The organism is Frankia alni ACN14a (assembly GCF_000058485.1).
Lineage (GTDB): Bacteria > Actinomycetota > Actinomycetes > Frankiales > Frankiaceae > Frankia > Frankia alni.
In genome coordinates this window covers 6,026,903-6,053,410 of record NC_008278.1, presented here as the reverse complement: position 1 = coordinate 6,053,410, position 26,508 = coordinate 6,026,903, and the positions used below count along the sequence as shown (strand labels likewise).

Genomic DNA, 26,508 nt, shown 5'->3' with positions numbered 1-26,508 from the left:
ACGTCCAGATAGAAAGATGATTTGGCTTCGACCTTTCCGTGGCCACCGGAGGCTGCGGGCCGGCGCGCGCGATCGGCGCGCGACACCCCGGCTCCGCGGGTGCCGAGTCGCGGGCGCCGACCTCTCAGACGAGGTCGGCGGGAACGGCCTCGTACCGGCGGGCGAGTTCGGCGATGCGCGGTGTCGAGCCGGCGAAGTGGTGGTCGTCGACGGCGGCCACGGCGGCGATCCCGCGGGAGTTCGTGACGAACGCCGCCTCGAAGCGGTCGAGGTCGACCAGCCGCACCGGCGCCCGCGCGTTGTCCGGGGAGCGCTCCAGCAGGGCCATCGTCACGCCGTGCAGGGCCGGCGCGTCCGGCCAGACGACCGTGTCCCCGGCGAGGAAGCCGATGTTGGTCGTCGCGCCCTCGGTGATGACGCCGCCCGGCCCGGTGAGCAGCGCATCGTCGAAGCCGTGCCGGCGCGCGAGCCGGCCGTACTGGAGCTGACCGAACGTGCCCAGGTGTTTGAGGTGCGGGAACGGCCGCGTGTACGGCACCGACATGAGTCGCTGCGGGGGCGCGGGCGGCTCGGCGGGTGCCCCCACCGCGACGATGAGCCGCGTCGGGCCGGGGTCCGGGGCGCCGGTGACGACGACCCGCACGGTGGCGTCGCGGGTCGAGGCGGCCAGGGCCGCCCGGATCCGGGCGCGCACCAGCTCGCCGTCGAGCGGCTCGGCGTAGAGCTCGCGGTTCGCCGCATCGAGACGTCGCAGGTGCAGGTCGAGACCGCGGGTCCGGCCGTCACGGACCTGCATGACCGTGAAATGACCGTGGGGAAGCAGGGCCAGTGGGGTCGGATCGTCGAGGGACACGGGACAGCCGTCGATCTCGATGCGCAGCAACGCCGGGCCGGCCACTCCGATCACGATAGCCACCCCGGCGCGGGGGGCCCGATCGGGCGCCCCGGGCGACGAATGCCGCCGAGGGGTTCGCTAGCGTGCTCGTGCCGCGCCCGTCGCCTGGCGGGCCGCCCGTCAACGAATGGAGTGGCCATGTCCGACCTCGCCGTCGACCCCACGGCCGACCCGGCCAAGATCGTCAGTGGTCTGTCCACCCTGTCGGAGCGGGAGATCTCCGATCTGCTGGGTGGCCCGGCCGGGGAGCGCGTCCTTGACGAGATCTTCCGGCAGATGCGCGACACGTTCCGGCCCGAGCAGGCGCAGGGCGAGAACGCGCTGGTCCGCTTCGCGCTCACCGGAGGGCCGGAGGGCAGCACCCGCACCTACGAACTGCACGTCGTCGACGGCGCCTGCACGCTGGCGACCGAGCCGTCCGCCGGCTCCGGCACGGCGCCGGCGGACCGTGCGCTGACCATCACCACGGACCGGGTCCGGTTCGTGCGGGTCCTTGTCGGCCAGGTCAGCGGCGCCAAGTTGTTCCTCACCAGGAAGATCAAGATTGACGGCGACCTGAAGTTCGGCGGCAAGGTCATGGGGTGGTTCGGGATCAAGCAGGACGACTGAACGAGCGCAGGACGGCGGAACGAGCACGCGCCCGGCGCCGCCCGACTCACGACGGCGCACTCCGTGTACGGAACATATTACTGTCGGTCGACGGTCCGGTCGGTGGTTCCGGTCCACGTTTCGGTCGTGTCGCGCGGTCGGGTGGTGCGGTCGGGTGGTGCGGTCGGGTGGTGCGGGAGGGTGGATGGCGCGGCTGGTGCTCGACGGCCGGGCGTATGACCTGCCGGCGGGGACCGACGCGGCCGCGCTCCGCCGCCGCGCCGAAGAGGTGATGAGCGGCCGGGCCGGCAACGTCGGGCTCGACCGGATCGCCCTCGCGGACGGCGACGTCCTGGCGGTGAACTGGCGCGCGGTGGGCACGGTCCGCGTCGTCGAGGCGGGCTCGGAGGACGACGCCTGACCGTCGGCGCCAAGGCCGTCGGGGCGGTGACCTCGGGGCGCTCCGCCCGGTGGCTGCGGCCGGGCCGCCGGGTCAGAGGGCGAACTCGGCCGGCTCCAGGCCGAGGGCGAGCGCCGCCTCCCGCACGACCGCCCGCTCGCTGGCGACGAACTCCCCGTCGACCAGGCCGATGACCTGCCCGATCCGCACGACGGCGGCGGCCTGCGCCACCCGGCCGCGCACCTTGGTGATCTCGGCTAACGCCGCCTGGCGGCCGGCCGTGAAGTCCGTGGTCAGCCGGTCGAGATGCGCCTCGAACAGCCGCACCGTGTCCTGCTCGGGAAACTGGGACAGCACCGGGTCGGTGGCGGCGAAGCCGCGCAGCCCCTCCCGCTCGGTCGGGTCGATGTGCCCGTCGGCGGCGGTGACCAGCGCGCACATCGCCACCGCCGCGTCGCGGAAGGCCAGCGTCCGCAGCTCCTCGCGGCGGGCGAACAGCTGCGCCCGCAGTGAGGCCAGCGACGGCAGCCGCCGGTTGGCCCCGGCGGGGTCCAGCCCACGCCACAGCGGCCAGCCCTCGGCCAGCCAGCGGCGCACGACCTCGGCCATGGACAGCGGGCGCAGCCGCGTCGCGAGCAGGACGTCGATGTTCACCGGGACGAGGGTGTGCTCCCCCCAGCGGGACGGGGTCGGGATGCCGGTCGGCCAGACGCCGGCGAAAAGCACGCTGAGCACGTGGTCCGTCGCGGATTCCGGGGACCGGCCGGTGATGGAGCCGTCGTGCTCGACCGCGCCGACGAACTGCCGGGAGACGACCCGAGGCCCGGCGAGCCGCCCCACCTGCCGTTCGAGTGCGTCGTCGGTGCTCTCGCCGCCGGCCACGGGGCCGCCGGGCAGCACGTGCCAGACGTCGTCCGGTGGTCGCGCCAGCAGCACCCGGTCGTCGATCCGCAGCAACAGCCGGACATCGAGCCGAACGGCGGCCTGCACGGGCATACCGACTCCCCTCCGAAGACGCACGGCACAAGGTGGGTCACTCGCTGACGGCATCATCCCCCAGACGGCCCGCGGACCCGCCCCGGTGGTTCGGCTGCGTCACCTCGGACGGTGAGGTGTCCGGCTCCGGTGGCCCATCGGTGTGGGCGCGGCCGCGAGGACGCCGCCGCCGCCGAAGGTCCGCCGGTAGGCCCGCGGGCTCGTCCCCACCAGGCGGCGGAACTGCTCCCGGAACGCGGCCGGCGAGCCGAAGCCGACCTGCGCGGCGATGGCCTCCACCGGATGGCAGGTGGTCTCCAGCAGGTACTGGGCCCGGCGCAGCCGCGAGCGCTGCAACCAGGCCACCGGCGTCAACCCGGTCTGTTCGCGGAAGCGGCGGTTGAGCGTGCGGGTGCTGACCATCGCGTGCGCCGCGATGTCGGCGAGGGTGAGCTCGCGGTGGATGTTCGCCGTCAGCCATCCCAGCAGCGGTTCCAGCTCGGTGCCGTCGGGCGGCGGCTGCTCACGGGCGATGAACTGCGCCTGCCCGCCGTCGCGCTGCAGCGGCATGACGGACATCCGGGCGGTCTCGGCGGCGACGGCCGTGCCGTGGTCGCGGCGCACCATGTGCAGGCACAGGTCCAGCCCCGCGGCGGCGCCGGCCGAGGTCAGGATCTGGCCGTTGTCGATGAACAGGACGTTCGGGTCGACGTCGACGGCGGGATGGCGCCGCGCGAGCTCCGCCGCGGCGATCCAGTGGGTGGTGGCGCGCAGCCCGTCGAGCAGGCCCGCCGCGGCGAGGACGAAGGCGCCGGCACAGATCGAGGCGAGGCGCGCCCCACCCGCCGCGGCGGTCCGCAGCGCGTCCAGCACCCGGGCGTCCGGCTCGGTCGCGGGATTGTCGCAACCCGGCACGATGACGGTGTCCGCCGAGGTCAGCGCGTCGAGGCGCCAGGGGGCGCGCAGGGCGAACGCGCCCGCCGTCACCTCCGCGTCCGCGGCGCAGAGCCGCACCTCGTAGGCCGGGCGGCCGTCCGCCAGGCGGGTGCGACCGAAGATGTCCAGCGGTGTCGCGAGGTCGGACGGGACGACGTCGTCCATCGCGAGGACGGCCACCACGTGCATACCGGCCAACCTAACCGGCCCGCGGCACCTGTTCGCCCGCTTCCGTTCGCCCGCCTCCGGCCCGCTGGCGGAGCCCGCGGCGACTCGACGGGTCCGCCCCCCGTCCGGTCGTCCCGGTGCGACCTCTCGGTCTGGTCGTCCCGGTCTGGTCGTCCCGGTCTGGTCGCAGGGAAGCGCGCGAGGTCGGGGGTCCGGGCGAGCCCGATGGTGGCGAACGGTTCCTTTCCGTCGTCGCCCGGGGAGTTTTGAGAGCATTTGAGCTATTTGCGCTGGTCTGAGGCCTGAGGGGCGCGGACGGGCGGAGGCCGGGGACCGCGGTCACGGCGGGGGTTGGCGAGAAGACGGCGATACCTGGCAATCCTGTCAGCGTGCCGGCGTCCCGGCGGTCGTAGCGTCGACGTCGAACCGTCCGACCCTTCTCCCGGCTCCGTGATGTCCGCGGCTCGGCGATCCCCGCGGCTTGGTGATCCCCGCGGCTTCGCGGCCGGGCGATGCCCGTCCCGGCGAGGTGTGTTGCGTGAACTGCTTGCTGTGCTCCCGGTTGCTGTGTTCTCGGCCGCCGCGGTCGGCGCCCGAGGCGTCCCGCGGGGCGAAACCGTGACCAAGTTCCTGCTCAGCGTGCACGTCCTTGCCGCGATCGTCGCGATCGGGCCGGTCACGGTGGCGGCGAGCATGTTCCCGCCGGCCGCCCGCGCGGCGCTGGCCCGCCCGGGTGACGAGCACTCCGCCGGGATCGCGCGGGTGCTGTACCGGATCTGCGGGATCTACTCGGCGCTCGGCCTGCTCGTGGTCGTGTTCGGATTCTTCACCGCGCAGAGCCTCGACGTTCTCGGCCAGACCTGGCTCATGGTCGCGATTGCGCTGACCGGCCTCGCCGCACTCGTGCTCGCGTTCGCGATCCTGCCCGCGCAGCGCAACCTCATGGACGAGATCACCGCCGCCGGGGCCGCGCGCGACGCCGGCGCCGGCGACGCCTCGCCCGAGGGTGGGTCCGCCGCCCGGGGTCTGTCGGTCATGGACCTGCCGACCGCCGACATGCCGACGCACAGCCTGCCCCCCTCCCGCGTCGCGGCGGCCCTGGACAGCGGCGCGGCGACCAGCAACGGCATCGCGCTCGCCCGCACCAAGCGGCTCGCGATGACCGCCGGCATCTTCAACCTGCTCTGGGCCACCGTCACCGTCCTGATGATCCTCCGCCCCGGCTCGACCACCGGCGTCTGACCGCCATCCGCCGCCCCGCCCCTCGCCCCTCGGCCCTGCCCGGTGGTGCCGCCCGTCGGCCCGGCGGCGGTGGGATCCGGTGAATTCGTCGTCGCACGGCCGCGTCCGATGGGATGATTTCCGCTGAGTGAGGTCGCGGCGACGCAGCGGGAGGGCCCGATGGGGGAGGCGCTGGACACGGTCAAGCGGGCGCTGGACGCCTTCGACGCCGGTGACGAGGCCGCGGTCCACGCGCTGCTCGACGACGACCTCGTCGTCGAGGCCCCCGGCGGGGTGCGCATCGCCGGGCGCGACGCCGCCGCCGGCTACAGCGCCGCCTTCCTCGCCGCGTTCGGCGACGCGGACGTCGACACCCACATCCTCGCCGAGCAGGGCGAGCTCGTCGTCGAGGAGTACACCCTCACGGCCACGCACACCGGGGTCCTGCGCGACGCCGACGGCACCGAGCACCCTCCGACCGGGCGGCGCGTCACCCTGCGGGTCGTCGAGGTCTACCGCGTCCAGCACGGCCTGATCACCGAGAACCGCCTCTACTTCGACCAGACCCTGCTCGCCCGCCAGCTCGACGCGGCCGACGAGCCCTCCCGCTGACGCCCCCGGCGCGCCGCCCGCCGCCGGTTCGGCGGGTCGATGTTCGGATCCTGATCGATCCGGACATACTGCGTGCGGAACTCGGGCGGATCGGACGGTCCCGGGGCGCGGTGGAGGGCGGGACATGCAGTTCGACGACGAGTCGGTGGATGCCTCGGAGCTGGAGGACCAGCGCGGGGGCGGGGGGCTCGGCCGGGGGCTCGCGGTCGGCGGCGGCGGGGCCGGCATCCTCGGCGTCGTCATCTACCTGCTCGTCGCGGTCCTCGGGGGCGGCGGGTCGGACTCGGCCGGGTCGCCGCTGTCGCAGCCCGGCAGCGGCACCTCGGGCAGCGGCACGTCCAGCGACGTCGCCCGGCGCTGCAACACCGCCGGGGCGATCGACCAGTACGACGACTGCTTCGTCCTCAAGGCGTTCAACGAGATCAACGAGGTGTGGGGCGCCCAGTTCGCCCGCAGCGGCCAGACCTACACCAAGCCGCGGCTGGTCTACTTCTCCCAGGCGGTGCGCACCGGCTGCGGCACGGCGTCGTCGCAGGTCGGGCCGTTCTACTGCCCGCCGGACCGCAAGGTGTACATCGACCTCGGCTTCCTGGATCAGCTCCAGCGCAACTACGGCGCCCAGGGCCGCTACGCGCAGGCGTACATCGTCGCCCACGAGGTCGGCCACCATCTCCAGACGCTCACCGGCACCGAGGCGCGCGTCCGCCAGGCCCAGCAGGCCGACCCGTCCCGGGAGAACCCGCTCAGCGTCCAGCTCGAACTGCAGGCCGACTGCTACGCCGGGGTGTGGAGCACGCTGGCGAACAACGCGGGCAACGTCACCATCGGTGAGGCCGACCTCGACGAGGCCCTCGGTGCCGCCCAGGCCGTCGGCGACGACCGCATCCAGGCCCAGGCAGGCCAGGTCAACCCGGAGACCTGGACCCACGGCTCCGCCCAGCAGCGCAAGGACTCGTTCCTCACCGGCTACCGCGGCGCCACCCTGGCCTCCTGCGGCACCGTCCCCCACGCCTGACCTCGCGCCTGACTGCTCACCGGTCCGGCGAGCTATCGCGGGGTGCCGTCTTCGGTCATCGCCTCGGTGCCGATGACGGTGAGGAGCCGGAGCCGGTCGGCGGCGTCGCTCCCGGGGGCGGCGGTGTAGGCGACGATGCGCAGGTCTGCGCCGGGAGCGGTGAGCACGTCGCAGTCGAGGGTGAGCACGCCGACGGTGGGGTGGTGGACGGTCTTGGTGACCGCCTCGTGGACGCCGACGACTCCGGCGTCCCACAGGTCCGCGAAGGCGGTGCTGGCGTCCCTCAGGTCCTTGATCAGGGCGCGCAGGCCGGCGTCGGCAGGGTAGCGTGCGGCCGCCGCTCGCAGATCGCCGACCATGGCCGCCCTGAAGCGGACCTCCTGCTCGGGGGTGTTACTGATCCGGCACGGCGGGTCGATGAAATGCAGCCAGACGATGTTGCGCTCCCGTCCGGGCCGCGCGGACGGGTCCCCGATCAGGGCGGCCCACAACGGGTTCCACAGGATCAGGTTCCAGGCCGCGTCCCACACGCTCAGCGGCGCGCCGTCGAGCTGGTCGAGCAGCCGCCGGACCCCCGGCGGGATGTGCGCCGACACCTGCCCGGGACCCGGCGCCCACTGGCCCGCGAGCAGGTACAGGTGCTCGCGTTCCGCCGCCGACAGGCGCAGGGCGCGGGCGAGCGCGGACAGCACCTGCGCGGACGGGGAGGTCGCCCGGCCCTGCTCCAGGCGGACGAGGTAGTCCACCGACAGGCCGGCGAGCTGCGCCAGTTCCTCGCGGCGCAGCCCGGCGGCCCGACGCACTCCGCCGACGGGCAGCCCCACCGTGGCCGGGGCGGTGCGGTCGCGCCAGCCACGCAGCGCCCGGCCCAGTTCCCCGGATCCACTCACGGTTTGAGTATCCCGGCGGCGGCGCCGGACAGCCTGGTACTGGCAGTCCACTGGCAACGGTGGGCACTGGCTGCAGACCCGGGGTACGGCGACGGTGGAGGCGAGACCAGTCCGCCGATCATCGGAGATGACCAAGAAATGACGACCACCCTGATCACCGGAGCGAACAAGGGTCTCGGGTTCGAGACCGCCCGCCGCCTGACCGAGGCCGGGCACACCGTCTACGTCGGGGCGCGCGATGCACAGCGCGGCGCGGAGGCGGCCGAGCGGCTCGGCGCCCACTTCGTTCAGCTCGACGTCACCGAGGAGGAGTCCGTCGAGGCCGCCGCCAAGGCCGTCCGCGCGGAGGCCGGCGGCCTCGACGTCCTGGTCAACAACGCCGGGATCGTCGGCGCGCGCAAGCTCGGCCGGCTCGGCGAGGTCACCGCGGCCGACATGCTGGCCACCTACGACACGAATGTCTTCGGCGTTGTGCGGGTCACGCGCGCCTTCCTGCCGCTGTTGGCGGACAGCGACGCCCCGGTCGTCGTCAACGTCGGCAGCGGTCTCGGCTCGCTGGCGGCGACCAACGACCCCAACCGGATCGAGTCCCAGGTGACGGGGCTGGACTACCACTCCTCCAAGACCGCGCTGGTCATGATCACCGCGCAGTACGCCAAGGCGTTCCCCGCCATCCGGTTCAACACCGTCGACCCCGGCTACACCGCCACCGACCTCAACGGCCACCAGGGCACCCAGACCGTCGAGGAGGGCGCGGAGGTCATCGTTCGCCTGGCCACGATCGGCGCCGACGGCCCGACCGGCGGCTACTTCGACCGCACCGGCCCGGCCGCCTGGTGACGGGTGGTCAGTGACGGATAGTGAGGTCGAGGCCGTCGTCGAGAGGGATCTCGACGCCTGTGTAGCCATTGCCGGGGGTGCGGACGTAGTCGAGGTAGTCGCGGGTCTCCGCGGGGAAAAGGGTGATGTCGTCGGCGACGATGAGGGCGTCCGAGGCCAACTGGGGCTCGAGCAGGCGCAGCAGCGGCAGGTAGAGCTGGTTCCAGCCGTCGAGGAGCAGCAGGTCGATGGGTCCGGGCAGCTCGCGCAGGGTCTCGAACGCGTCGCCCGCCCGGATCTCGACGAACGCGGCCAGGCCGGCCTCGGCGAGGTTCCCGGCCGCCGCCTTCGCCTTCGTGGCCGACAGCTCGGTGGTGATGACGCGGCCGGCACCGTTGTCCCGCACGGCCGCCGCGAGATGGATCGCGGAGATGCCGTAGGACGTGCCGAACTCGACGGTCAGCGCCGGCCGGTTCGCGCGGGCGAGCAGGTAGAGCAGCGTGCCGACCTCCCGGGACACGGGCATGTAGACGTCGGCGGCGAGGTCGGCCAGCTCGGCCGGGGTGTAGTCCCCGATGGTCCGGTCGGGCCCCACCGCCGACCGGAAGGCCTCCAGGGTGATGGCGTCCTTCTCGGCCGCGGCGAACGATCGGTCGAGGACGGCGCTGACGGCGGCGTCCTGCAGAGCTGTGGGCATGCGGAATCGATCCCCTTCGGAGTGTTCGATGATCTGGGTCCTGCCGCCCTCGTCGGGTGCGAGGGGTCCGTGAGGTCTCGGGGTCAGTCCAGGCCGCGCTTGCCCGGGGTCCAGAACGGCTGGGTGAGGACGTCCCGGCGGGGCCAGCCGCGGTCGTTGACCAGGTGGTCGCGCACGGCCTGGACGGTGCGGGCCTCACCGGCGACGTACGCGACGCCCGGTTCGGCGGGCAGGTCAAGCCCGGCGACGGCGGCCGGCAGCAACGCCGAGCTCGCGGCCGACGCGCCGTGGCGGTGCACCCACGTCGGCGTCGACGCCCCGGGCAGCGGGATCTCGTCGGCCGGCTCGTTGCACTCGAAGACGGCGAAGCACCGCGCGGTCTCGGGAAGGCTGCGCAGGATCGCGCCGAGCGGGACCGCGGCGGTGTCGTCCCCGGCGAACAGGTGCAGGGACGCGCCGGGGCGGGCGACGAGACGCCCGTCCGGCTTCGTGACGATCACGCCGTCGCCGGCCTGGACCGTCCGCGACCAGCTCGCTCCCGGCGACTCGCCGCCGTGGTCGTAGACGGCGAGCTCCAGCCGCCCGGCCGGGTCGTAGTTCCAGACGGAGTAGCTGCGTTTGAGGTCGCGGGGCCCGTGGCGCCAGGAGGCGAGGGAGGTCGGGTCGGCGAGGAAGACGGTGACGTTCTGCCCCGGCGTCCAGGCGAGCCCGGTCAGCGGCTCGCCCGCGAGGACGATGCGCCGGGTGCGCCGGGCGAGCGGTTCGACCGCGGCCACGTGCACCCGCAGCAACACCCGGTCCAGCAGGCGCCGGCGCCCGGGTTTCGGCCGAACCGCGGCAGCCGGCGGTCTGGCCGGAGCAGACGGCTCTGCTTGGTCGGACGGCTCTGCTTGGTCGGACGGCCCCGCCGGATCGGATGACTCGGCGGGCGGGGCTGTGGGGGAGTCGGCGGCCACGGCAGCTCCTCGACGGTTTGCGTAACATCGCGATAGGTCGTTAGGGCTGAGCGTAGGACGGCGACGATCTGCCTTCAAATGCAAGTACGGCAATGTGAGGATGCATGTCATGCATTCCGCCGCCGACCTGCCCGCCGCCTCCGGAGATGACGCGGACCCGGCTCGTCCCGTCGCCCTTCCTGCCGCCGCCTCCGGCGGGTCCAGCGCATTCGCCGAGGCTCGACCGCTCGCCGGCATCGACCTCAACCTGCTGGTCACCCTGGACGCGCTGCTGGCCGAGCGGAGCGTCAGCGGTGCGGCCCGGCGGCTGCACCTCACCGAGCCGGCGGTGAGCCGGGCGTTGGGACGCATCCGCAGGGCCACCGGCAACCCGATCCTCGTGCGCGCCGGCAACACGATGGTCCCGACCCCGCGCGCCCTGGAGATCCACGCCGAGGTACACGACCTCGTCCAACGTGCCCACGCCGTGTTCGCGCCGGTAGGGGCGCCGGACCTCGCCACCCTGGATCGAACGTTCACCATCCTGAGCAGCGACATGCTCGTCGCGACGATCGGCGTCGGCCTGCTCGACCGGCTGGCCCGCCAGGCTCCCCGCGTGCGCCTGCGCCTCCTGCCGGAGCCGACACCGTCGGCCGACCCCCTGCGCGACGGCACCGCCGACCTGGAGATCGGCCAGATCGACTCCACCGCGCCGGAGATCCGCGTCGAGACCCTCGGCGCGGACTCGGCGATCGCCGTGGTCCGCGCCGGACACCCGCTCACCGAGGGCCCGCTGACCCCCCAGCGCCTCGCGGCCGCCCGGCACGTCGTCGCCTCGCGCCGCGGCCGGCTGTCTGGCCCGATCGACGAGGCATTGGCGGCGCTCGGGCTGCGCCGCACGGTCGTCGCCTCCGTCTCGTCACACACCGTCGCGCTGTCGCTCGTCGCGCACAGCGATCTCGTGGGCGTGGCGCCGCGGCGGCTTGGTCGGGACAGGCTCGCCGCGCTCGGCCTCGTGCCCCTCGATCTCGGCCTGGACCTGCCGTCCCTGTCCCTGTGCCTGGCCTGGCATCCCCGCTACGACGCCGACGCCCCCCACCGCTGGCTGCGCGCCCAGGTCCGCGACGTCATCCGCGAGTCAATTACTGAGGATGATTACTAGATCGTCGTCATCCTCGTGCGTCGTGCCGTCATCAACTCCTGAATCCACTGCGGGATAGGGTTTTCTGGCTCGGTTCTTCGAGTTGGACGCACCGGTGGGGGTTGATGCGGTGAGTAACACTGGACTGGGGGCTGCGGAGCCTCAGGGATCCTCCGTCGACGCCGGGCACCGCAGCGGCCCGGTGGATCTGCGCGTCGACCAGCCGCATTCGGCCCGGATGTACGACTACTACCTCGGCGGGAAGGACAACTTCCCGGCCGACCGCGAGGCCGCCGAGCAGGCCATCGCCGCGTTCCCGAACGCGCCGCTCGCCGCCCGCCAGAACCGCGCGTTCCTGGTCAGGGCCGCCCGCTACCTCGCCGCCGAGGTGGGCATCCGGCAGTTCCTCGACGTCGGAACCGGCATCCCGACCTCGCCGAACCTGCACGAGGTCGTGCAGGACGTCGCCCCCGACGCCCGGGTCGTCTACGCGGACAACGACCCGATCGTGCCGGTGTAGGTTCAGGCTTCTCGTCAGCATCTTTTGGCAATCGGGCGAACAACGATTCCATACCCGCGTTGTACATGCACGGCTCGGCCCCTGTGACCGCACGACACGCAGCAGCGGCTCCCAGGGGCCATCCTCCCGCCAAAATGCGGGAGATGAGCAAAGGTCTCCCATGCTATGGTGCGCCTATGTCATCGATCAAGCAGTTCCAAGTCACCTTTGACTGCGCTGAACCTGAGCGCGTCGCTCGCTTTTGGTGTGAGGTGCTGGGGTACGTCGTGTCGCCTCCCCCGAAAGGGTTCGCCACCTGGGACGACTTCAACGGCTCCCGGTTTCCTGAGGATCAGGGTTCATGGTTTGCCTGCATTGATCCCTCAGGTGTGGGCCCGCGACTGTTCTTTCAGCGCGTTCCCGAGGGAAAGGTCGTCAAGAATCGGCTGCATCTTGACGTGAGGGTCGGCTCCGGGCTCGTGGGTGAAGAGCGCCTCGTCACGCTCGAAGCCGAATGCGCACGACTGGCCGTGCTCGGCGCGGCGCGTGTGCGACTGCTGTATGACGGCCACGATTCCTGCATCGTGATGCAGGACATCGAGGGAAACGAGTTTTGTCTTGACTGAGCATCCTCCGGGACCGGCGAGGTGTGGAGCCGTCTTCCTCGAGCCTCTCTTAAAGCCGGTCCCGTGTGGGGCGGGAGTTATCCCGCGAGAGCAAGGTCGTGCGGTCGGGCGGTGCCAAGCATCGCGGTGCGGTACAGCCATCCGTACAGCTAAGCCCGAGGACGTCAGCCGACCAGAGCGAACTTCAGTGGACGCGGTCAGGGCTGTGACCGCGAACGAAGGACGATCGTGGGCGTCCGGACGTGCCGGGCCAATCTTGTAATCGGGTGATAGCGCGTGAAGTGCTGACGCGCCGCTCCCGTTCCTCGGCGCTGTCGCGCCTGCGGTACGGGTCGGCTTGCCCAACGGAGACGCTCGGCCGGCAGACCGAGGCGGAAGATGATCACGGCCTTCCATATGCAACCAAGGGGTGGTACCGACCGCCCTTGTACCGTTCTCAGGGTTCTGCCCTGCATCTTTTGGTGATCGGGTCGTATCCGGGTCCGTACCCGGGTTGCACATTCCGCGCGGCTCGGCCGGGGGGCGGTAAGCACAGCTCGACAGGTCTGTCAGCTGTGTCGGACCTCCGTCTTCACCCGGTCGCGCGGGGAGGTCGATGTACGGGAGCCAGGCGATGCGCTCAGTGCAGCAGGCCGAGGTAGCGCGAGAGGATGTGCTCGACCTGGGCCATGTCGTCGCGGGAGAGGTAGTCCACGAGTTCACCCGTGACATAGGAGCTGTCGATGGTACGGATCTGGTCGATCAGGATCCTGGTCGACCGTCCCGTAATGATCACCTCTGGTCTGAAGGCGGACGCCTGTGCGCTGGTCGACGTGGGCACGATCGTGACCGTGGACCACGCGTTCTGCTCCATGCTCAGGGCGAGGCCGAGTCGACGTCCCCGCTGTTCATGCCCGCGCTTGGCGTCGCCGAGGTCCACCGGGTACACGGCGCCGCGGATCACGGGTGGTCCTGGGACCTGGCTGGTACCGCGAGGTTCGTACCTGTGATCACGATGTTGCCGTTGGTGTCGTACTCCCACGCATCGGGCTCGGCGGACAGGTCCTCATTCCGCAGCCGGTGCATGTCCTCGCGGGCACGCACCTCCCACGCCTCCCGGTCCAGCAGTCGCAGAGCGCGCCGGATGACGTCACTGGTCTTCTCGTCCTGGCGGCGGTTGGCCTCAACGATCCGGAGGTCCTCTTCGGTGGGGCGGAATCCGACACTCATGACTCCACTGTACAACAAACGTACAACATCCGAGGGTCGGTGGACGCGTAGGGCAGGGGCATGTGTATCCCGGGGCTGGTACCCATCGTGCTCACCCACGCCCGCGCGTTGCTGACCAGCACGGCCCAGGGGCGCACCGCCTACCTCCACGCCGACCTGCACGACCCGGCGAGCATCCTCGACTCCGCGGAGCTGCGCTCGACGTTCGACCTGACCAGGCCGGTCGCGCTCTCCCTCATCGCGATCTTCCACTTCTTCCCCGACGACCACGACCCGCACGGCATCGTGCGCCGCCTCGTCGACGGCCTGCCGTCCGGCAGCCACGTCGTCATCACCCACTCGACGGCCGACTACGACCCGGGGGTGGCGCGGCTCGTCCAGACCTACCTGGACCGGGGCATCCCCGCCGCGGCTCGCAGCCGCGCCGAGGTGGAGTCCCTGTTCGTCGGCCTGGAGCCGGTCGAGCCGGGCGTCCAGCCCCTGCACCGCTGGCGCCCCGACGCCGACGTCCCACCCGAGCTCACCGACGCCCAGGTCAGCGGCTACGGCGGCATAGCCCGCAAGCCGTAGTCCCGCCCGGCTTCCCCAGAGCCTGCCGCCGCCTTCGCCGTTACCAGTGGTTGCGGTGCAGCACCTGGTCGAGGGGGACGCGGGGAGCCGGTCGGAAGTCGGTGCCTAGGGTGTAGGCGAGGGGGATGAACGCGGCCAGCATCACCCGGTCGTACGGGACGCCCAGCAGCGCGGCCATCTCGCGTTCGAGGGGCGCCTGCGCGGTCGTCCACACCGTGCCCAACCCCCCCGCGCGCGGGCGGCGAGCATGAAGCTCCACACGGCCGGCAGGATCGAGCCCCAGGTCATCGCCTGGGCGAGGACGGACGCGCCGTCGGTCCGTCCCTCCACACAGGGGACGATGAGCGCGGGCACCCGGTGGATGTTGTCGTAGAGGTGCCGGAAACCGCTGCCAATCCTGGCCAGTGACTCTGGGTGGGCGTTCATCCGCTCGACGTCGCGCCGCGTCAGCGGGCTGGCGTGCGGGTCGGCCGCGGCGACCGCCCGCCGGAAGACGTCCGCGAGCGCCCGGCGCCGCTCGGAGTCAGTGACGACGACGAAGTGCCAGCGCTGCCGGTTGCGGCCCGTCGGTGCCTGCACGGCGAGCTCGACGCACTCCTGGATGAGCTCCCACGGCACCGGCCGGGCTAGGTCCAGGCGGTGGCGGACCGCCCGGGTGGTGGACAACAACTCGTCGGACGACAGATCCAGCAGCATGCGCGGGCCTCCCAGGGGCGTCGGTGCGGATCGGGGAATCCACAGGTTGCCCGGTGGCGGCGCCAGGGCGGTAGCGTCCGGTTTCATCAGGTGAAAGCGGCGCGGTGGTGAGTGCTCGGAGTGCCCGGCCGTGACGCGATCGCGCGACGCCTGGGGACGGCGCGGCGTCCGGAAGGCGGTGGCGGTGATGGCGGTAGCGGTGGCATGTCGGCGGTAGGAAGGGCGCTGGCTGTCCTGGACGTGTTCGACGGGGCGACCTGCCTGCGGCTGACGACGATCGCGGCGCGGACTGGCCTGCCGTTGCCGACGGCGCTGCGGCTCGTGCGGGAACTCGTGGCGTGGGGAGGGCTGGAACGCCAGGCGGACGGGTCGTATCGGCTCGGGACCCGACTGTGGGTGCTGGGCGGTCAGGTCCCCTGCCAGCGTCGGCTCGCCGAAGCCGGCCAGCCCTACCTGCGCGGCCTGCGGACGGCGACCGGTCGGGCCGTCACCCTCACCTGCCTCGACGGCGACCGGCTGCTCGTCGTGGACGAGCTGGGTGAGACGGGGGCCGCGGGCTCGCACCTGCCGCTTCACGCGACGGCGGCGGGCAAACTCCTGCTGGCCCACGGCCCGGACGACCTGCGCCGGCAGATCCTCGGCAACCTGGTGCGGATCACCCCGTACACCGTCACCGCGCCGGGGCTACTCCTGCGCCAGCTCGCCGACATCCGCCGCGGTTCGCTCGCGACCACTCAGGAGGAGCGACGCCTGGGGGAGTGCGAGATCGCCGCCCCGGTGGGTCCGATGGGCGAGGCCGGCCCGGCCGCGGCGCTCTCCGTGACAGCACCGTCCGCCCCGGCCGCGCGCCGCGCCGCCCCCATCCTCGCCGCAACAGCCGCCGCCCTCACCGCCCACCTCACCCCACCCGATTTGATCACCGAGCCGCGCTTCAGCGGGTCCCGACGATCGCCCTGACCCTGTCGTTCGACTCGATCCATGAGTGTTCGTCGACGGCCGGGTCACCGTCGAAACGGGCCGCGGTTCCGCGGAACCGCGGGATCGCTGGACCTTGGGTGAAGGCACTTGGCTTTGGAGGCAGTCCGTGGCGTGCAGCTCCGCCGAACACCATGATCGCCGGGGTGGGGTCGCACTGCGGTACGCAATGCACAGTCTGCGGGCCCAGACCGCACAGATGCACCGAAATCGGCCGCGGTCGGCGCTGCCGAACACCAAGGTCGTCGAGATGGTGGTCGGAGCTTGGCCTCCGATGGCCGTCCGGCGGCCGCGTTGCGATCCCTCCAGGGATGATCAGCGACCCGCGGGGGTCCCGGCCGGGGTCGGCCCAGACGCGTTGCGATCCCTCCAGGGATGATCAGCGACCTCATGCTCGCGCAGGGCGCCCGCGTGATGCTCTGTTGCGATCCCTCCAGGGAGGATCAGCGACTGGCCGATCTGCCGCAGAACACGCGCCAGGACCTGCTCGCGTTGCGATCCCTCCAGGGATGATCAGCTACTCGACGCGTACGACTGGTTCGAGTGCGAGCTGCCGTTGCGATCCCTCCAGGGATGATCAGCGACGGCAGACGGCCCCCCCACCGGCCGCCCGTGACGATGTTGCGATCCCTCCAGGGATGATCAGCGACATGGAGCTGGCGGCGAGGTCCTGCCGGCGGCCGGTCAGTTGCGATCCCTCCAGGGATGATCAGCGACGTGATCAGCACCGCGCTGTTCGTCGACACGGTCACGTTGCAATCCCTCCAGGGATGATCAGCGACACGCGGGCTGCCTCGCCCTGGGTGGCGCCGCGGCGTTGCGATCCCTCCAGGGAGGATCCGCGACTGCCTACTTCGCCTCCGAGACGGAGGCGGAAATTCGTTGCGATCCCTCCAGGGATGATCAGCGACCCCATGGTAAAGGTGCAGGTCAGGGGTGCGGTGGGGTGGGGGTGAGGGGGTGATCTTGCAGCGGTCCGGCGGTGATGTAACTGTGCTGGTCAGAGCCTTGATCGTCTTGGCTAGAGGACGGAGTCCTGGTTGCCCAGGGGGACGCCTAGCCATTCGGTTTCGACGAGGGCGGGGGAGCGGGTGCGGTAGACGCGGATGCTGTCGTAGGTGAGGTCGAGCTGGTCGCGCAGCGTGGTCATCAGGGCGCGGTACTGGGCGGCGGACAGCTCTCCCTCGAAGACGCTGCGTTGGACCCAGTGCAGGTACTTGCGGCAGGTGCGCAGGGCGTTCGGATTGCGCTCGGCTGCGGTGTCGTAGACGAGGACGACGAACATCCCGCTACCACCAGGGCCGAAACGGCGTGTACGGAGTGTCCTCCAGGCAGAGCCGCACCAGCTTGAGCGCCTCCAGATGGATCAGTTCCTCGTAGGACACCTTTCGCTTCAGCGTGCGGTGGAACACGGTGGCGGCGAGCTCTTCGCGCATCATCATCGAGACCTTCTTCCGGCCCTCGCGGCTTAGCGACGCCGCGCCCACGTCGGCCTCGAAGTCGGACGGGCGGAGCGTCTTCTGAGCGGCGGCGCGGCGGAGCAGGCGTTCGGCGAACAGGGGTTTGAACGGTTCGGCGAGGTCGAGGGCGAGGGTGTTGCGGCGGCGGTCGGTGTCCGCGTGGAGGAAACCGACCGCGGGATGCAGGGGAGTGGCCCGCAGGGCGGTGAGGACCCGGCCGTAGACGACGCTGTTCGCGTAGCTGATGAAGGCGTTGCCCGCGTTCGTCGGCGGTCGCCGAGTACGACCGTCCAGGCGGAGCCAGGCTGGCAGGATCGTGTCGAACACTCCCCACGCGGAGCGCCGGAAAGTGCCTTCGGCGCCCATCAGTTCCTCGCTGCTCTCCGCGGCGGCGAGGCGCGTGCCGAGCGCGTCCAGCGGCCCGTCGAGCAGGTCGGTCTCCAGCGCCCAGCGGACGTTCGCCGCGGTCGCCGCGATCAGGGAGCGGGCGATGGCGGCCCGTCGCACGGGGTCGGCGGTCAGGTCGACCTGCGCCCGCACCACCTGCGCGGACGACATGTCCTCCGCCGGCATGAGGGCCCCGGCGTAGTTGCCGTAGTGATCGAGGATGTGAACGACGACGCCGTGCCGGCCGAGCAGCGACACGGCGGCGGTGTTGATGTCGACGTGGTCGAAGGTCACCAGGTCGCGGATATCGGTGATGGGCAGGCGGACGGGCGTGCTGTCAGCCCGTTCGATCCGCAGGCTGTTGTCCTCCCGCCGAATGCGGCATGGTTCAGTCAGCCAGTAGGTTCTCCCGGCGGCGGGCATCTCATCCCCAGCAGTAGTCGGTATACGAACAGCCCCGGCAGCGGCGGCGCTCCAGCCGGGGCGGAACAGCCGGCGCGGATATCACTGCGCGGGCCTGCGTCTCGGTTTCGAGGGCGCTGCGGCGCGCGTCGTCGTCCCAGGCGACGGTGACGGTGCGGCGGATCAGCGGATAGTGGACGACTCCGCTGCGCACATTGATCCCGCGCCGTTCCAGCAGCAGGCAGTAGTGCCGGACCTGGGCCTCGTGCGCCGGGCTCGGAGCCCGCGACGACTTCGTCTCGTGGACGACCGCACCCGTCGTCACCCAGTCGATCTTCGCTTCGCCGAGGTCGACGTCGCGGCGACGGGTGAACGTCGTCTCGTCGACGATCTCGCCGAACGAGACGAGATCGCTGGAACCCTCCGGCCGATAGCCCCGCATGTACAGCCAGAGCTGCCGCGGGCAGTGCAGCAGATACTTGATGTGTACGCCGCCGACAGGCGAGCCGGCGTCAGTCGGGTCATACGGGGTGCTCACAGGATCGTGTCCAGGTCGGCCGGTCGATGCCCCGAACGGTCATCGAACCGGGCGTTCTCGTCGTCGAGAACGGACAGATCGAGGCCGGTCTCCGCGGAATACGGCGCGTCGACCGTGGCCAGCCGGAGACCGCGATGGACCTCGGCGCGGCCCGCCTTCGCCAACCGCAGGTACTGGTGAAAGCCGATCGGGATGAGCAGCCCCTCGGCGAGCAGCGGGCCACCGCGGTCACGGTCGGCCAGCTCGCGGTATTCGGGGAGGTCGTCGCGATGCAGGACGTGGACGGTGTCGAACTGCTCGGCGAGGCCCCGGGCGAACTCCGAACGGTCGTCGAACGGGCGTTGGAAGGTCAGGAAGCTCGTGGAGAACGCGTCGCGGTGCTGGCGGGCGGTCGCCGCCCAACGCCGACCCCAGTCGGTCGCGTAGACGTGGTCCAGCCAGGCCGTGACCGTCTGCTCGGAGATCGTCGGATCGGTGTCGGCGGTGGAGCGCAGCGCCGACCAGGCCGCGGCCAGCGCCTCCTCCTCGTAAGGCAGGTGCTTCTCGACCGGGTGGACGCGGAACTCGACCGGGCCGTCGGGATGCCGGCCGCGCCGGTTCACCCGGCCGGCCCGCTGCGCGACAGCCTCGATCGGCGCCAGCTCGCTGGCCCCCCGGTCGAAGTCGAGGCACAGCGAGACCTCCAACGCCTGCGTGGAGACGACGAGCCCGCCGGACCGTCGGGCCGGATCGCCTGGCTGCCGTTCGGGGTGACGGGCGAGGATGCGCCGTTCGATCGCCGCTCGGTCCCGTGCCCTGAACCGTGAGTGCAGCAGGATCGCCGCATCCGCATCCGCATCCCGGCCGTCGACGTCGGGCGCGGCGGCGCGGGCGGCGGGCGCGAGGTCGGCGTAGAGCTGCTGCGCGGTGCGGACGGTGTTGGCGACGACGAGGACGGAACGCCCCTCGGCCAGCCAGCGGCGGACGGCGTCGAGGCTGGCCGGGGCGGTGATCGGCGCGTCGGCGAGGACAAGCCGATGCCGGTCCGGAGCAGTGCCCGGCGCGGCGTGCACCACCTCGACCGTCCCGCCCAGGCTGTCCTGAACGAGTTCGATCATGGGCATGGAAAGGGTCGCGGACAGCACCGCGACCTGGCTGCCGAGCTGCGACCACAGCCGCATCGCCGCGCAGATCCGCCCGAAGGTCACCGGGTCGTAGGCGTGCAGCTCGTCGAGGACCATCAGGCAGTTGGCCTGTTCGAGCAGGACGGACGAGTAGCGGGGCCCGGCGATCGCGGCCCGCAGGAGCTGGTGCGGCGTCGCGACCCGCACCCGCTGGGCGAACAGGCGCATCGCCCCGACTCGCGCCCGCGCTTTGAGCGCCGCCTCCGCCGGGGGTGCGCAGTCCTCGGCGACCGCCCGCTCCAGCAGCGTCCGCGCAGCCGTCGCATGCAGAATGCCGATATCCGGCCTGTCCGGCGTGTCCGGCCTATCCGGCTCACCCGGGCCGGGCGGTGGCTCGCCGTGCACGGGTGGCAGGTTGTGGTTGGGCGGCGGGACGAGGTCGTCGCGAAAGCGGTCGGCGGCGGCGTCGATCGAGGCTCGGTAGGGCAGCATCCAGACCAGCCGCGGCTGGTCTGGCATCCCGTCGAGCCGGGCGGACGCCCAGGCCAGGCCGGCCTCGGTCTTGCCGCTGCCCGTCGGGGCCAGCAGGATCAGGTGCCCCTCGACGGCCGCCGCGGCCCGCTGATGGTCGTACGGTGCCGGAATCCGGTCGAGATAGCGGCGGGGCAGCGGCATGTGCGTCTGGAGCGGGACGTGCGCCGAACCGGCATGGTCGGCGAGCGTCACCGCGCCCTGGAGGAGCACGGCCAGCAGCCCCTCCCGGTCGGTAACCGGGTCGATCCAGTGGTCGCGGGTGGCGAGGAACAGCGCGCGGGCACGCTCCCACAGCCTGCGGCCCTCCGCCGGGTCCGGGGCGAGGTCGAGCCGGTCGGCGAACCAGGCGAGCAGCTCGGCGTGGCGTCGCCGCGGGATCTGCAGGCGCGGCTTGCCGTCCCTGATGTCGTCGGGGGTGCCGCGCCAGAAGTACCGGGCCCAGTCCGCGTCCTCGAAGTACCGGCTCACCAGCGGCTCTTTCCCGCCGAGGCCGCTTGTCGTCAGCGATCGATGATGGAACAGGACGCCGGTCGCGGTCATCAGCCGGTCGGTCGCCGCCCCGGCGTCGGTCGCCGTCTCGGCCTCGGCTGGCGGTTCCGGATGGAACAGGTCGACATAGGCGAGGGACAGCACCTCGTGCCGCTCGCTCCACGGCCTGCCGCCGGGATGGATCTGCCGCTGGAAGCCCTCCGCGACCTTGCCCGCGTCATGGAGCAGTGCGGCCTGCTCGACCCATGCCCAAAAGCGCGGCTCGTCGGCGATCGGACCGGCCGGTCCGATCCGTGCGGCGATCGAACGGGCCGCGTCCCGCACCGCCTGCGCGTGCGCGGTGAGCCGTTCGGGTTCGTCGTCGACCGACCGGTCCGCCGACTTGGCCAGGATCGTGTCGAGTTCGCTTGCGTCGGCGGCCGAGCCGGCGGCCGCGTCACCGTCGGCGTCACCATCGGCGTCACCGTCAAGCAGCCAGACCGCCTGGCCGTCGAGACCGTCGAGGTAGGCGCCGTGCACGGCGTGCGTTCCGGCGGCGTCGGCGCACCAGAGGAACGAGCGGTAGTCGGTGCTCAGCCGGTCGGCGCTGACGGCGACGGCCAGCCGCAGTGACACCGCCTGCGGCGCCGCATGCCCGTCGGGGGGCGCGACGGCGTGGCCGACCATGGCCCGCTCCGCCGGATGCAGCACCGTCCAGCGGGGCGCGCCGACCAGGTGCACGAGGTCCTGGGAGCGGCCGAGTCGCAGCCCCCACACCGGCCGGCGCAGCGCCGCCTCGATTCGACGGCCGGCCGCGCCGGGGATCCACAGCGTGACCCGGACGCCGGCGAGGAACGGCCGTTCACGAATGGTCATCCCGCCCTTGCCGGGGGCGACCCGGCCGCCGCTGGCCGGGTTGGAGCCGTCGGCGGCGATCGGGTGGTACGTCTCCAGGTCGACGCCGTTGGCCGTGGCGCTCGCCGCGAGGCCGAGCGGGACGGTCTCACTCGGCCGTCCGGTCGCCGCGGCGAGCATGCCGCGCACGGTGGACGGCGGCGGAACCGGCAGGCAGCGGGACACCCCGGGAAACATCGGGTCGCGAAACGACGCGATCGGCACGGCGAGTTCCACTCGCAGCGCTTCGACGGCCTCTGACGGCTGCCGCCAGCCGGCCGCGGCGCTCACCGGCACGCCGTCCACCTGCTGGGCCGACCGTGCACGGAGGGCCTGCATCCGCGGGGTCTCATCGGGTCCGGTCGTCAAACCAGGTGTCGTGCTCGCCGCCGCGGATGCGTCCGGCCAGGTCGAGCAGCACCGTGCGGGGATGGCCGACGACGACCTTCCCGGCGTCGATCTCGTCGGCGAGATCGTCCTCGAACTGCTTGCGCAGCGTGTCACGGAAACCCGGCCGCCAGCCGACGCGCACCGGCGCCTCCCACTCGCCGTCCCAGGCCGCCAGCTCGCGGCGCAGCACGTCGCCGCGGACCTGCAGGCCCGTGCCGTCCTCGCTGCCGTCGATGACGAACCCGAGCGGGTTCACCCCGCCGGCCATCGGGACCAGGGCGAACAGCGCCGGCAGCCGGTCGCCGTAGTGCAGCGCCTTCTTTGCCCCGCCGGCGAGCTCGGCGAGTGCCTCCAGCAGCAGCGCGACCCGCCTGCGACGCTCCGCCAGCGGGAGCCGGACCGCGCCGTGACCGCGGAACCGGGTGCTCGTCGCCCCGGCCTGCGCGGCGGCGGCGAGGCTCAGCGCCTCCTTTTCGGTCAGGTAGTTCGGCCGGCCGGCGCCGGTGCGGTCCGGCAGGGTGAACGTGCCGACCCGTGGAATGTCGAGCAGAAAGGGGGCGGCCAGGTCGGCGGTGTAGAATTCGTGCGCGTGCAGGACCGGTTCGGGAATGTTCCGCGACATCACGCCGAAGTCCTCGGTGAGGCGGACCGGCTCCACCGACAGGAACGTGCCGACCATGAAAGCGGTGTCGCGCACCGTGGTGGACTCGTCGTCCGACTTCGACGTCGCCTTCAGATAGCCGAACAGGTCGTCGTCGGCGAACTCGATGGGATTGGCGGCGGTGGTCGCCTTCTGCGCCTTCTGCTGGGCCTTGCCGACTCGCTGGGTCGGCGACGGCACCGAACCGGCGGCCGTCATCGTGTCCCGCAGCCAGCGGCGGAATGCCTGGGCGGAGACGTAGGGATAGTCCCGGCCGTGGATTCTTGCCTTCTTCACCCGCGCGGTCGTGGCGTCGCTGCGGCCGTTGTTCGGGGCGCCGGCCTCGATCGCGAGCACGAGCTTTCCTGCCAGGTAGGTCATTGTTTTTCCTACGCCCCTTCGTCGTCCGGGTCCGCCGGGTCCGTCCCGAACAGGGGACCGTCGGGTTCGATTGCGTCTGCCTCGTCGTCGCTCTTCTTGCCGATCGCGGCGCCACGGCGGTCCAGCTCAGCCGACACCTCGAAGAAAAGCTGCCCGCGCCACTGGTATCCTTGCGGGCCGTGTAGCAGGGGCTGGGCGGTTTTCGTGATGTCGGCGGGTCTGCGGCCGTCGAGCCACAGCCGGGCGGTCGCCTCCATCAGTAGGCGTTGCAACACATAACTCCGGTTGGCCGCGCGGCAGTACTCGTTGAAACGGCCTCGCGGGTTCTTCTCCTGCATGATCCAGTCGGTCAGCAGGGTGGTGACCGGTCTGAGATCGGCTGTGTCCACGCCGTGCATCTCCTTCAGATAGAGCGCGTGCAGGGCCCGCCAGGCGCGAATCGTCGATCCGGAAATCTTCGAGAGGTCACCGGCCTGCTCGGACAGATGGCTCAGGATGCGGTCGGAACGGCTGTTCGTCGAGGCGAACAATGCGCGGGCGAGTAGGTCGCGACCGTGCTGGCTAATTTTTCCGTCCGGTCCGCGGCGAGTGAGGCGGCGCCGTAGGACCCACCATCCCTTTTTGGCCTCGCCGTCGCCGCCCAGTGCCCGCAGGAAGGTCACGACCGCGATGCGGGTCTCGCTGACCCGCAGCCAGGGCTCCTGATTATCGTTCTTGAAACTCCACAGGGTGGCGGCGACGGGCCTGACGACCGCATACTGTTCCAGGGCGAGCAGAACCACGCTTTCCGGCGACGCGTTGGCCGCCAGCGAGCTGAAGCCGGTCTGCCGGATGCGGGCGGACCGTGCCAGGTTCGCCTCGGTGAACCGTCGCTCGATCTCGGCGTTCTCGCAGGTCAGCACGGTCGCGGAGCCGAGCGTGACCGAGGCGCCGTAGGGCATCGCCCACAGGGCCAGCCGGCACGGCCGGCACACTGGCCAGCCGGCGAGCCGCGGCGGCAGCGTGTTCAGCGCCTTCGTCGTGTCGAACATCGGCAGCGTCGACTTCGCCCACAGCACGGTCGTCGCCCCGCCGCAGAACGCACACGGCCGGACTTCGCCGCCAGCCGCCTCCGAGCCGGCCGTTTCCGAGGCAGCGACATCCGGGGCGAAATAACGGGCCACCTCCGCGGTGAGCTCATCCCGGTCGCGCCTGCGTTTCGCATGAGTGGGTTTCGCGTTCGGGTACATCGCGAAGAGAATCTTCCACCAGTCGTACGCCGCGCCCGTCTTGTCTGCGACAGCCGCGTCGACGACGTCCGAGACGACGTGCTTGGCGACACGATCCAAATCCGCCGAGGTGACCTGGTCGACGTCCTCCCGCTCAGCGAGAAGGGTGATGGAACGCGCCCCGGATCGTTGCAGCGGATGTTCCGTCAGGAACAGGTGCTCATTGACCCGGCTGGCGGAGACTCTGGCGGCGGCCACACTACCGGATCCATCCGAAGCCCTGATTGGTGCCGAGCCCGAGGCCCCAGTCGTAGACCGCATCGAGGAGGGCGGGATTCGCTCGGATGTGGACCTCGGCCGTGCTGCCGTGCCGCGGCGCGCGTTGCACGAGGAATTTACGGGGCGGGCCGGCGGAAAGAACGTCGACGTCGTTGTCGGCGGGGAGGCCAAGCAGGTCGGCCTTGTGCCGCAGATTATGGCTGAGCCGTTCGGCGAAATGCGGATGGTCTGGATGAATGTAACGGTCCTCCCACTTGAGGAGAACCGGCGTGCGCGTCGAGAACACCGCCTCGCCCGCCTGATGGTCAGGGGTCGGCTCAAGCTGAACCCCGCGGAGGGTGAGCCGCAGCGACGCCCAACGGAGCGTCTGCCGGCCGGCTATTCCGGCCAGCAGCGCTGAGGCGACGCGGGGCACCGGCGAACCAAGCCAGAGTGAACCGTCCGCTGAGGTGGCGTAGACGCCGCGACTCTTGGGCGCTCCACGGAACTGTGGCGCCGAGATGCCGAGCGGACGCAACGGCGAGCCTGCATAGCCGCGCTCGTGCAGCTCCTCGGCCAGCTCCGGATCCTGACCGCGGATCAGGTCGTACGCCAAGGCCCGTGCGGGTGTGAAAACGTCACCCCATTGCAACGACGACCTGTCGGCTGCGAGATCGACCCTAAATCTCACGCCTCCCCCGTTCATGCACGGACCGTTCAGTCCGATTGCAGCGGCTGCGCTGTCATCCGCACAGCCGGGTAGTCTCGCACAGCCGCAGCTACCCTCTGTCTGTGGGGGTCACCGCGGCGATGCAAGGTGCCGGGATTCACCACCCGGGCTACCCGCCAACGATCCGGTTGTCACTCCGAAACGCAGTCTGACGTCTAGCCTGACCAGCGCGTATCTCGATCTCTTTGCTGGAGAGAAGAGATTGACAGGCCGGCTTCCCGCCCTCGGCTCGACCGCGTCCCATGGACCGCGCACGGCTCCGAGGTGTGCGCCGGCTGCTCTACCAGCAGAGCGCTGGCGAGCCCTTGGACGCCAGAGCGAGTCCGGGCTGCTGTACTTCTCGATGCAGACTCGCGCTCGCCGTGGGGTGCTCGACGCCCAACGGATCAGCCCGAGGCAGCGGAACTCCCAATTCAGCCCCGAGAGTCTCCCCAGTAACTTGATCCGGGATCATGCCCCTGACCTGCACAGTTGCATCACCGCCGGACCACTGCAAGATCACTCTTTCACTCCCGCCATACGCCGTCCCTAACCTGCACCTTTACTATGGGGTCGCTGATCATCCCTGGAGGGATCGCAACAGGAGCTGGCGGCCGATCTGGCCGGTGGGTGTGGTGGTCGCTGATCATCCCTGGAGGGATCGCAACGCGTGACCCTGGATCAGGTAGCGGTCGAAGCCGTCGCGTCGCTGATCATCCCTGGAGAGATCGCACGCCAGCCGCCTGGGCATCGGCGAGCCGGACGTGCGGACCGGCTGGGCCCACGGCCGTGCGCTGCAACTCGGCCTGCACCAGGAGGTCGGGCTGACCACTCCCGAGCACCATACTTTCTTTGCATCACCGGCTACCTGGCCCCGCCGACCACGCAGTCATGCCGGGTGCTGCGTCCCTGGCTGGACGAGGAGACCTGCCACTCGAGCGTGTTCCCCGGACACGTGTCGAAGCGGTGCCGAGCCGGCATCGGACCGCATCAGACCGGCCTCGGGCAAGGTCGTCAGGCGGGATCGACCGGCGGGGTGTCCGGGTGCGGGCGCCCCCCTCGACGTCGAGTCCGGTTCCACTCCTCGATCGTCGAGCGTCGCCAGCGCGGCCTGCGACGATTCGCCGGTCGATCGGTGTCGGGGTCGTCGGCGGCTGGGGCGTCGCCGCTCGCCACATTGGCCCGCCAGGATGACGGAGTGATCCTGAGGTGATCAGCCACCTGGAGGACGGTCATCAGGGGGTCTGGGTCCATCCGCCCATCATCTTT

Annotated in this window: 26 protein-coding genes, 1 pseudogene and 1 CRISPR repeat array; of the genes and pseudogenes, 11 read left to right on the top strand and 16 right to left on the bottom strand. The window is 71.4% G+C overall.

The window, feature by feature from the left end:
* Positions 1 to 124 precede the first annotated feature (124 nt).
* On the bottom strand, positions 125 to 907 hold the full coding sequence (locus FRAAL_RS24420; RefSeq protein ID WP_041939735.1) for an aminotransferase class IV family protein: 783 nt from the start codon (positions 905 to 907) through the stop codon (positions 125 to 127).
* A 126-nt stretch (positions 908 to 1,033) separates the two neighbouring features.
* Here FRAAL_RS24420 and FRAAL_RS24415 point away from each other — a divergent pair, with 126 nt between their 5' ends.
* Together FRAAL_RS24415 and FRAAL_RS24410 are read left to right on the top strand one after the other, a co-directional pair.
* Positions 1,034 to 1,504: an SCP2 sterol-binding domain-containing protein gene (locus tag FRAAL_RS24415; RefSeq protein ID WP_011606689.1), complete on the top strand. Its 471-nt coding sequence runs from the start codon at positions 1,034 to 1,036 to the stop codon at positions 1,502 to 1,504.
* A 184-nt stretch (positions 1,505 to 1,688) separates the two neighbouring features.
* On the top strand, positions 1,689 to 1,904 hold the full coding sequence (locus FRAAL_RS24410; protein WP_011606688.1) for a hypothetical protein: 216 nt from the start codon (positions 1,689 to 1,691) through the stop codon (positions 1,902 to 1,904).
* Between the two features lie 72 nt (positions 1,905 to 1,976).
* On the opposite strand, the gene FRAAL_RS24405 is transcribed toward FRAAL_RS24410, so the two are convergent.
* A complete protein-coding gene (locus FRAAL_RS24405) occupies positions 1,977 to 2,879 on the bottom strand; it encodes a TerB family tellurite resistance protein (protein WP_041939734.1) in 903 nt (300 codons plus the stop codon).
* Positions 2,880 to 2,978: 99 nt separating this feature from the next.
* Positions 2,979 to 3,983, bottom strand: a complete 1,005-nt coding sequence (locus tag FRAAL_RS24400; protein WP_041939733.1) for a GlxA family transcriptional regulator — start codon at positions 3,981 to 3,983, stop codon at positions 2,979 to 2,981.
* A gap of 597 nt (positions 3,984 to 4,580) precedes the next feature.
* Between FRAAL_RS24400 and FRAAL_RS24395 the strand changes: the two genes are divergently transcribed.
* The 3 genes from FRAAL_RS24395 (at position 4,581) to ypfJ (ending at position 6,810) form a co-directional block, all read left to right on the top strand.
* Entirely contained in the window at positions 4,581 to 5,204 is a 624-nt protein-coding gene (locus FRAAL_RS24395) for a hypothetical protein (protein ID WP_041940962.1), read from the top strand.
* 159 nt (positions 5,205 to 5,363) lie between these two features.
* Positions 5,364 to 5,795, top strand: a complete 432-nt coding sequence (locus FRAAL_RS24390) for an ester cyclase (protein WP_011606683.1) — start codon at positions 5,364 to 5,366, stop codon at positions 5,793 to 5,795.
* A 124-nt stretch (positions 5,796 to 5,919) separates the two neighbouring features.
* On the top strand, positions 5,920 to 6,810 hold the full coding sequence (ypfJ, locus tag FRAAL_RS24385) for a KPN_02809 family neutral zinc metallopeptidase (protein WP_011606682.1): 891 nt from the start codon (positions 5,920 to 5,922) through the stop codon (positions 6,808 to 6,810).
* A gap of 32 nt (positions 6,811 to 6,842) precedes the next feature.
* On the opposite strand, the gene FRAAL_RS24380 is transcribed toward ypfJ, so the two are convergent.
* On the bottom strand, positions 6,843 to 7,700 hold the full coding sequence (locus FRAAL_RS24380; protein ID WP_011606681.1) for a helix-turn-helix transcriptional regulator: 858 nt from the start codon (positions 7,698 to 7,700) through the stop codon (positions 6,843 to 6,845).
* Between the two features lie 138 nt (positions 7,701 to 7,838).
* On the opposite strand from FRAAL_RS24380, the gene FRAAL_RS24375 reads away from it, so the two are divergent.
* On the top strand, positions 7,839 to 8,540 hold the full coding sequence (locus FRAAL_RS24375; RefSeq protein ID WP_011606680.1) for an SDR family NAD(P)-dependent oxidoreductase: 702 nt from the start codon (positions 7,839 to 7,841) through the stop codon (positions 8,538 to 8,540).
* Between the two features lie 7 nt (positions 8,541 to 8,547).
* Here FRAAL_RS24375 and FRAAL_RS24370 read toward each other — a convergent pair whose 3' ends face one another.
* The gene (locus FRAAL_RS24370; RefSeq protein WP_011606679.1) at positions 8,548 to 9,216 is read right to left on the bottom strand and encodes an O-methyltransferase; all 669 of its coding nucleotides are present in this window, start codon (positions 9,214 to 9,216) and stop codon (positions 8,548 to 8,550) included.
* 83 nt (positions 9,217 to 9,299) lie between these two features.
* A complete protein-coding gene (locus tag FRAAL_RS24365; protein ID WP_011606678.1) occupies positions 9,300 to 10,010 on the bottom strand; it encodes a siderophore-interacting protein in 711 nt (236 codons plus the stop codon).
* A gap of 271 nt (positions 10,011 to 10,281) precedes the next feature.
* Here FRAAL_RS24365 and FRAAL_RS24360 point away from each other — a divergent pair, with 271 nt between their 5' ends.
* From FRAAL_RS24360 to FRAAL_RS32090, 3 genes and pseudogenes are all read left to right on the top strand, one after another.
* Complete coding sequence (locus FRAAL_RS24360) at positions 10,282 to 11,313, top strand: LysR family transcriptional regulator (protein WP_083866913.1); 1,032 nt, start codon at positions 10,282 to 10,284, stop codon at positions 11,311 to 11,313.
* A gap of 124 nt (positions 11,314 to 11,437) precedes the next feature.
* Positions 11,438 to 11,803, top strand: a pseudogene (locus FRAAL_RS24355) (SAM-dependent methyltransferase); the annotation flags it as partial.
* Positions 11,804 to 11,988: 185 nt separating this feature from the next.
* On the top strand, positions 11,989 to 12,417 hold the full coding sequence (locus FRAAL_RS32090; RefSeq protein WP_083866912.1) for a VOC family protein: 429 nt from the start codon (positions 11,989 to 11,991) through the stop codon (positions 12,415 to 12,417).
* A 619-nt stretch (positions 12,418 to 13,036) separates the two neighbouring features.
* Here FRAAL_RS32090 and FRAAL_RS24345 read toward each other — a convergent pair.
* The gene (locus FRAAL_RS24345) at positions 13,037 to 13,360 is read right to left on the bottom strand and encodes a type II toxin-antitoxin system PemK/MazF family toxin (RefSeq protein WP_041939732.1); all 324 of its coding nucleotides are present in this window, start codon (positions 13,358 to 13,360) and stop codon (positions 13,037 to 13,039) included.
* A complete protein-coding gene (locus tag FRAAL_RS24340) occupies positions 13,357 to 13,626 on the bottom strand; it encodes a hypothetical protein (RefSeq protein WP_011606673.1) in 270 nt (89 codons plus the stop codon). The genes FRAAL_RS24345 and FRAAL_RS24340 overlap by 4 nt, the downstream gene beginning before the upstream one ends.
* Before the next feature lie 60 nt (positions 13,627 to 13,686).
* Between FRAAL_RS24340 and FRAAL_RS24335 the strand changes: the two genes are divergently transcribed.
* Positions 13,687 to 14,196, top strand: a complete 510-nt coding sequence (locus FRAAL_RS24335; RefSeq protein ID WP_011606671.1) for an SAM-dependent methyltransferase — start codon at positions 13,687 to 13,689, stop codon at positions 14,194 to 14,196.
* A 141-nt stretch (positions 14,197 to 14,337) separates the two neighbouring features.
* Here the strand turns inward: FRAAL_RS24335 and FRAAL_RS24330 are convergent, their stop codons facing one another.
* Positions 14,338 to 14,892, bottom strand: coding sequence for a nitroreductase family protein (locus FRAAL_RS24330; RefSeq protein WP_011606669.1), 555 nt, complete (start codon positions 14,890 to 14,892; stop codon positions 14,338 to 14,340).
* A gap of 204 nt (positions 14,893 to 15,096) precedes the next feature.
* Between FRAAL_RS24330 and FRAAL_RS24325 the strand changes: the two genes are divergently transcribed.
* A complete protein-coding gene (locus tag FRAAL_RS24325; protein ID WP_041939731.1) occupies positions 15,097 to 15,849 on the top strand; it encodes an IclR family transcriptional regulator in 753 nt (250 codons plus the stop codon).
* Between the two features lie 311 nt (positions 15,850 to 16,160).
* Positions 16,161 to 16,778: a CRISPR direct-repeat array (repeat unit 30 nt; unit sequence GTTGCGATCCCTCCAGGGATGATCAGCGAC).
* 110 nt (positions 16,779 to 16,888) lie between these two features.
* Here the strand turns inward: FRAAL_RS24325 and cas2 are convergent.
* The 7 genes from cas2 to cas6 are packed head-to-tail and all read right to left on the bottom strand — an operon-like array spanning position 16,889 to position 25,146.
* Positions 16,889 to 17,152: a CRISPR-associated endonuclease Cas2 gene (gene cas2, locus FRAAL_RS24320; protein WP_009742515.1), complete on the bottom strand. Its 264-nt coding sequence runs from the start codon at positions 17,150 to 17,152 to the stop codon at positions 16,889 to 16,891.
* 4 nt (positions 17,153 to 17,156) lie between these two features.
* Positions 17,157 to 18,137, bottom strand: coding sequence for a type I-B CRISPR-associated endonuclease Cas1b (gene cas1b, locus FRAAL_RS24315; protein WP_011606666.1), 981 nt, complete (start codon positions 18,135 to 18,137; stop codon positions 17,157 to 17,159).
* A 1-nt stretch (position 18,138) separates the two neighbouring features.
* On the bottom strand, positions 18,139 to 18,654 hold the full coding sequence (locus FRAAL_RS24310; protein ID WP_011606665.1) for a CRISPR-associated protein Cas4: 516 nt from the start codon (positions 18,652 to 18,654) through the stop codon (positions 18,139 to 18,141).
* On the bottom strand, positions 18,651 to 21,992 hold the full coding sequence (locus tag FRAAL_RS24305; RefSeq protein WP_063822661.1) for a CRISPR-associated helicase/endonuclease Cas3: 3,342 nt from the start codon (positions 21,990 to 21,992) through the stop codon (positions 18,651 to 18,653). Before FRAAL_RS24305 ends, FRAAL_RS24310 begins: the two co-directional genes overlap by 4 nt.
* A 10-nt stretch (positions 21,993 to 22,002) precedes the next feature.
* Positions 22,003 to 23,064, bottom strand: a complete 1,062-nt coding sequence (cas7i, locus tag FRAAL_RS24300) for a type I-B CRISPR-associated protein Cas7/Cst2/DevR (protein ID WP_011606663.1) — start codon at positions 23,062 to 23,064, stop codon at positions 22,003 to 22,005.
* Between the two features lie 8 nt (positions 23,065 to 23,072).
* Positions 23,073 to 24,530, bottom strand: coding sequence for a hypothetical protein (locus FRAAL_RS24295; RefSeq protein WP_011606662.1), 1,458 nt, complete (start codon positions 24,528 to 24,530; stop codon positions 23,073 to 23,075).
* A 1-nt stretch (position 24,531) separates the two neighbouring features.
* Positions 24,532 to 25,146: a CRISPR-associated endoribonuclease Cas6 gene (gene cas6 / locus FRAAL_RS24290; protein ID WP_231861336.1), complete on the bottom strand. Its 615-nt coding sequence runs from the start codon at positions 25,144 to 25,146 to the stop codon at positions 24,532 to 24,534.
* Between the last annotated feature and the right edge of the window lie 1,362 nt (positions 25,147 to 26,508).

What these genes read in the sequence shown, in the direction of transcription:
- FRAAL_RS24415 (WP_011606689.1), top strand. Translation starts at nt 1,034, where the DNA reads ATGTCCGACCTCGCCGTCGACCCCACGGCCGACCCGGCCAAGATCGTC.
- FRAAL_RS24410 (WP_011606688.1), top strand. Translation starts at nt 1,689, where the DNA reads ATGGCGCGGCTGGTGCTCGACGGCCGGGCGTATGACCTGCCGGCGGGG.
- FRAAL_RS24405 (WP_041939734.1), bottom strand. Translation starts at nt 2,879, where the DNA reads ATGCCCGTGCAGGCCGCCGTTCGGCTCGATGTCCGGCTGTTGCTGCGG.
- FRAAL_RS24400 (WP_041939733.1), bottom strand. Translation starts at nt 3,983, where the DNA reads ATGCACGTGGTGGCCGTCCTCGCGATGGACGACGTCGTCCCGTCCGAC.
- FRAAL_RS24390 (WP_011606683.1), top strand. Translation starts at nt 5,364, where the DNA reads ATGGGGGAGGCGCTGGACACGGTCAAGCGGGCGCTGGACGCCTTCGAC.
- ypfJ (WP_011606682.1), top strand. Translation starts at nt 5,920, where the DNA reads ATGCAGTTCGACGACGAGTCGGTGGATGCCTCGGAGCTGGAGGACCAG.
- FRAAL_RS24375 (WP_011606680.1), top strand. Translation starts at nt 7,839, where the DNA reads ATGACGACCACCCTGATCACCGGAGCGAACAAGGGTCTCGGGTTCGAG.
- FRAAL_RS24370 (WP_011606679.1), bottom strand. Translation starts at nt 9,216, where the DNA reads ATGCCCACAGCTCTGCAGGACGCCGCCGTCAGCGCCGTCCTCGACCGA.
- FRAAL_RS24360 (WP_083866913.1), top strand. Translation starts at nt 10,282, where the DNA reads ATGCATTCCGCCGCCGACCTGCCCGCCGCCTCCGGAGATGACGCGGAC.
- FRAAL_RS32090 (WP_083866912.1), top strand. Translation starts at nt 11,989, where the DNA reads ATGTCATCGATCAAGCAGTTCCAAGTCACCTTTGACTGCGCTGAACCT.
- FRAAL_RS24340 (WP_011606673.1), bottom strand. Translation starts at nt 13,626, where the DNA reads ATGAGTGTCGGATTCCGCCCCACCGAAGAGGACCTCCGGATCGTTGAG.
- FRAAL_RS24335 (WP_011606671.1), top strand. Translation starts at nt 13,687, where the DNA reads ATGTGTATCCCGGGGCTGGTACCCATCGTGCTCACCCACGCCCGCGCG.
- FRAAL_RS24330 (WP_011606669.1), bottom strand. Translation starts at nt 14,892, where the DNA reads ATGCTGCTGGATCTGTCGTCCGACGAGTTGTTGTCCACCACCCGGGCG.
- FRAAL_RS24325 (WP_041939731.1), top strand. Translation starts at nt 15,097, where the DNA reads ATGTCGGCGGTAGGAAGGGCGCTGGCTGTCCTGGACGTGTTCGACGGG.
- cas2 (WP_009742515.1), bottom strand. Translation starts at nt 17,152, where the DNA reads ATGTTCGTCGTCCTCGTCTACGACACCGCAGCCGAGCGCAATCCGAAC.
- cas1b (WP_011606666.1), bottom strand. Translation starts at nt 18,137, where the DNA reads ATGCCCGCCGCCGGGAGAACCTACTGGCTGACTGAACCATGCCGCATT.
- FRAAL_RS24305 (WP_063822661.1), bottom strand. Translation starts at nt 21,992, where the DNA reads ATGCAGGCCCTCCGTGCACGGTCGGCCCAGCAGGTGGACGGCGTGCCG.
- cas7i (WP_011606663.1), bottom strand. Translation starts at nt 23,064, where the DNA reads ATGACCTACCTGGCAGGAAAGCTCGTGCTCGCGATCGAGGCCGGCGCC.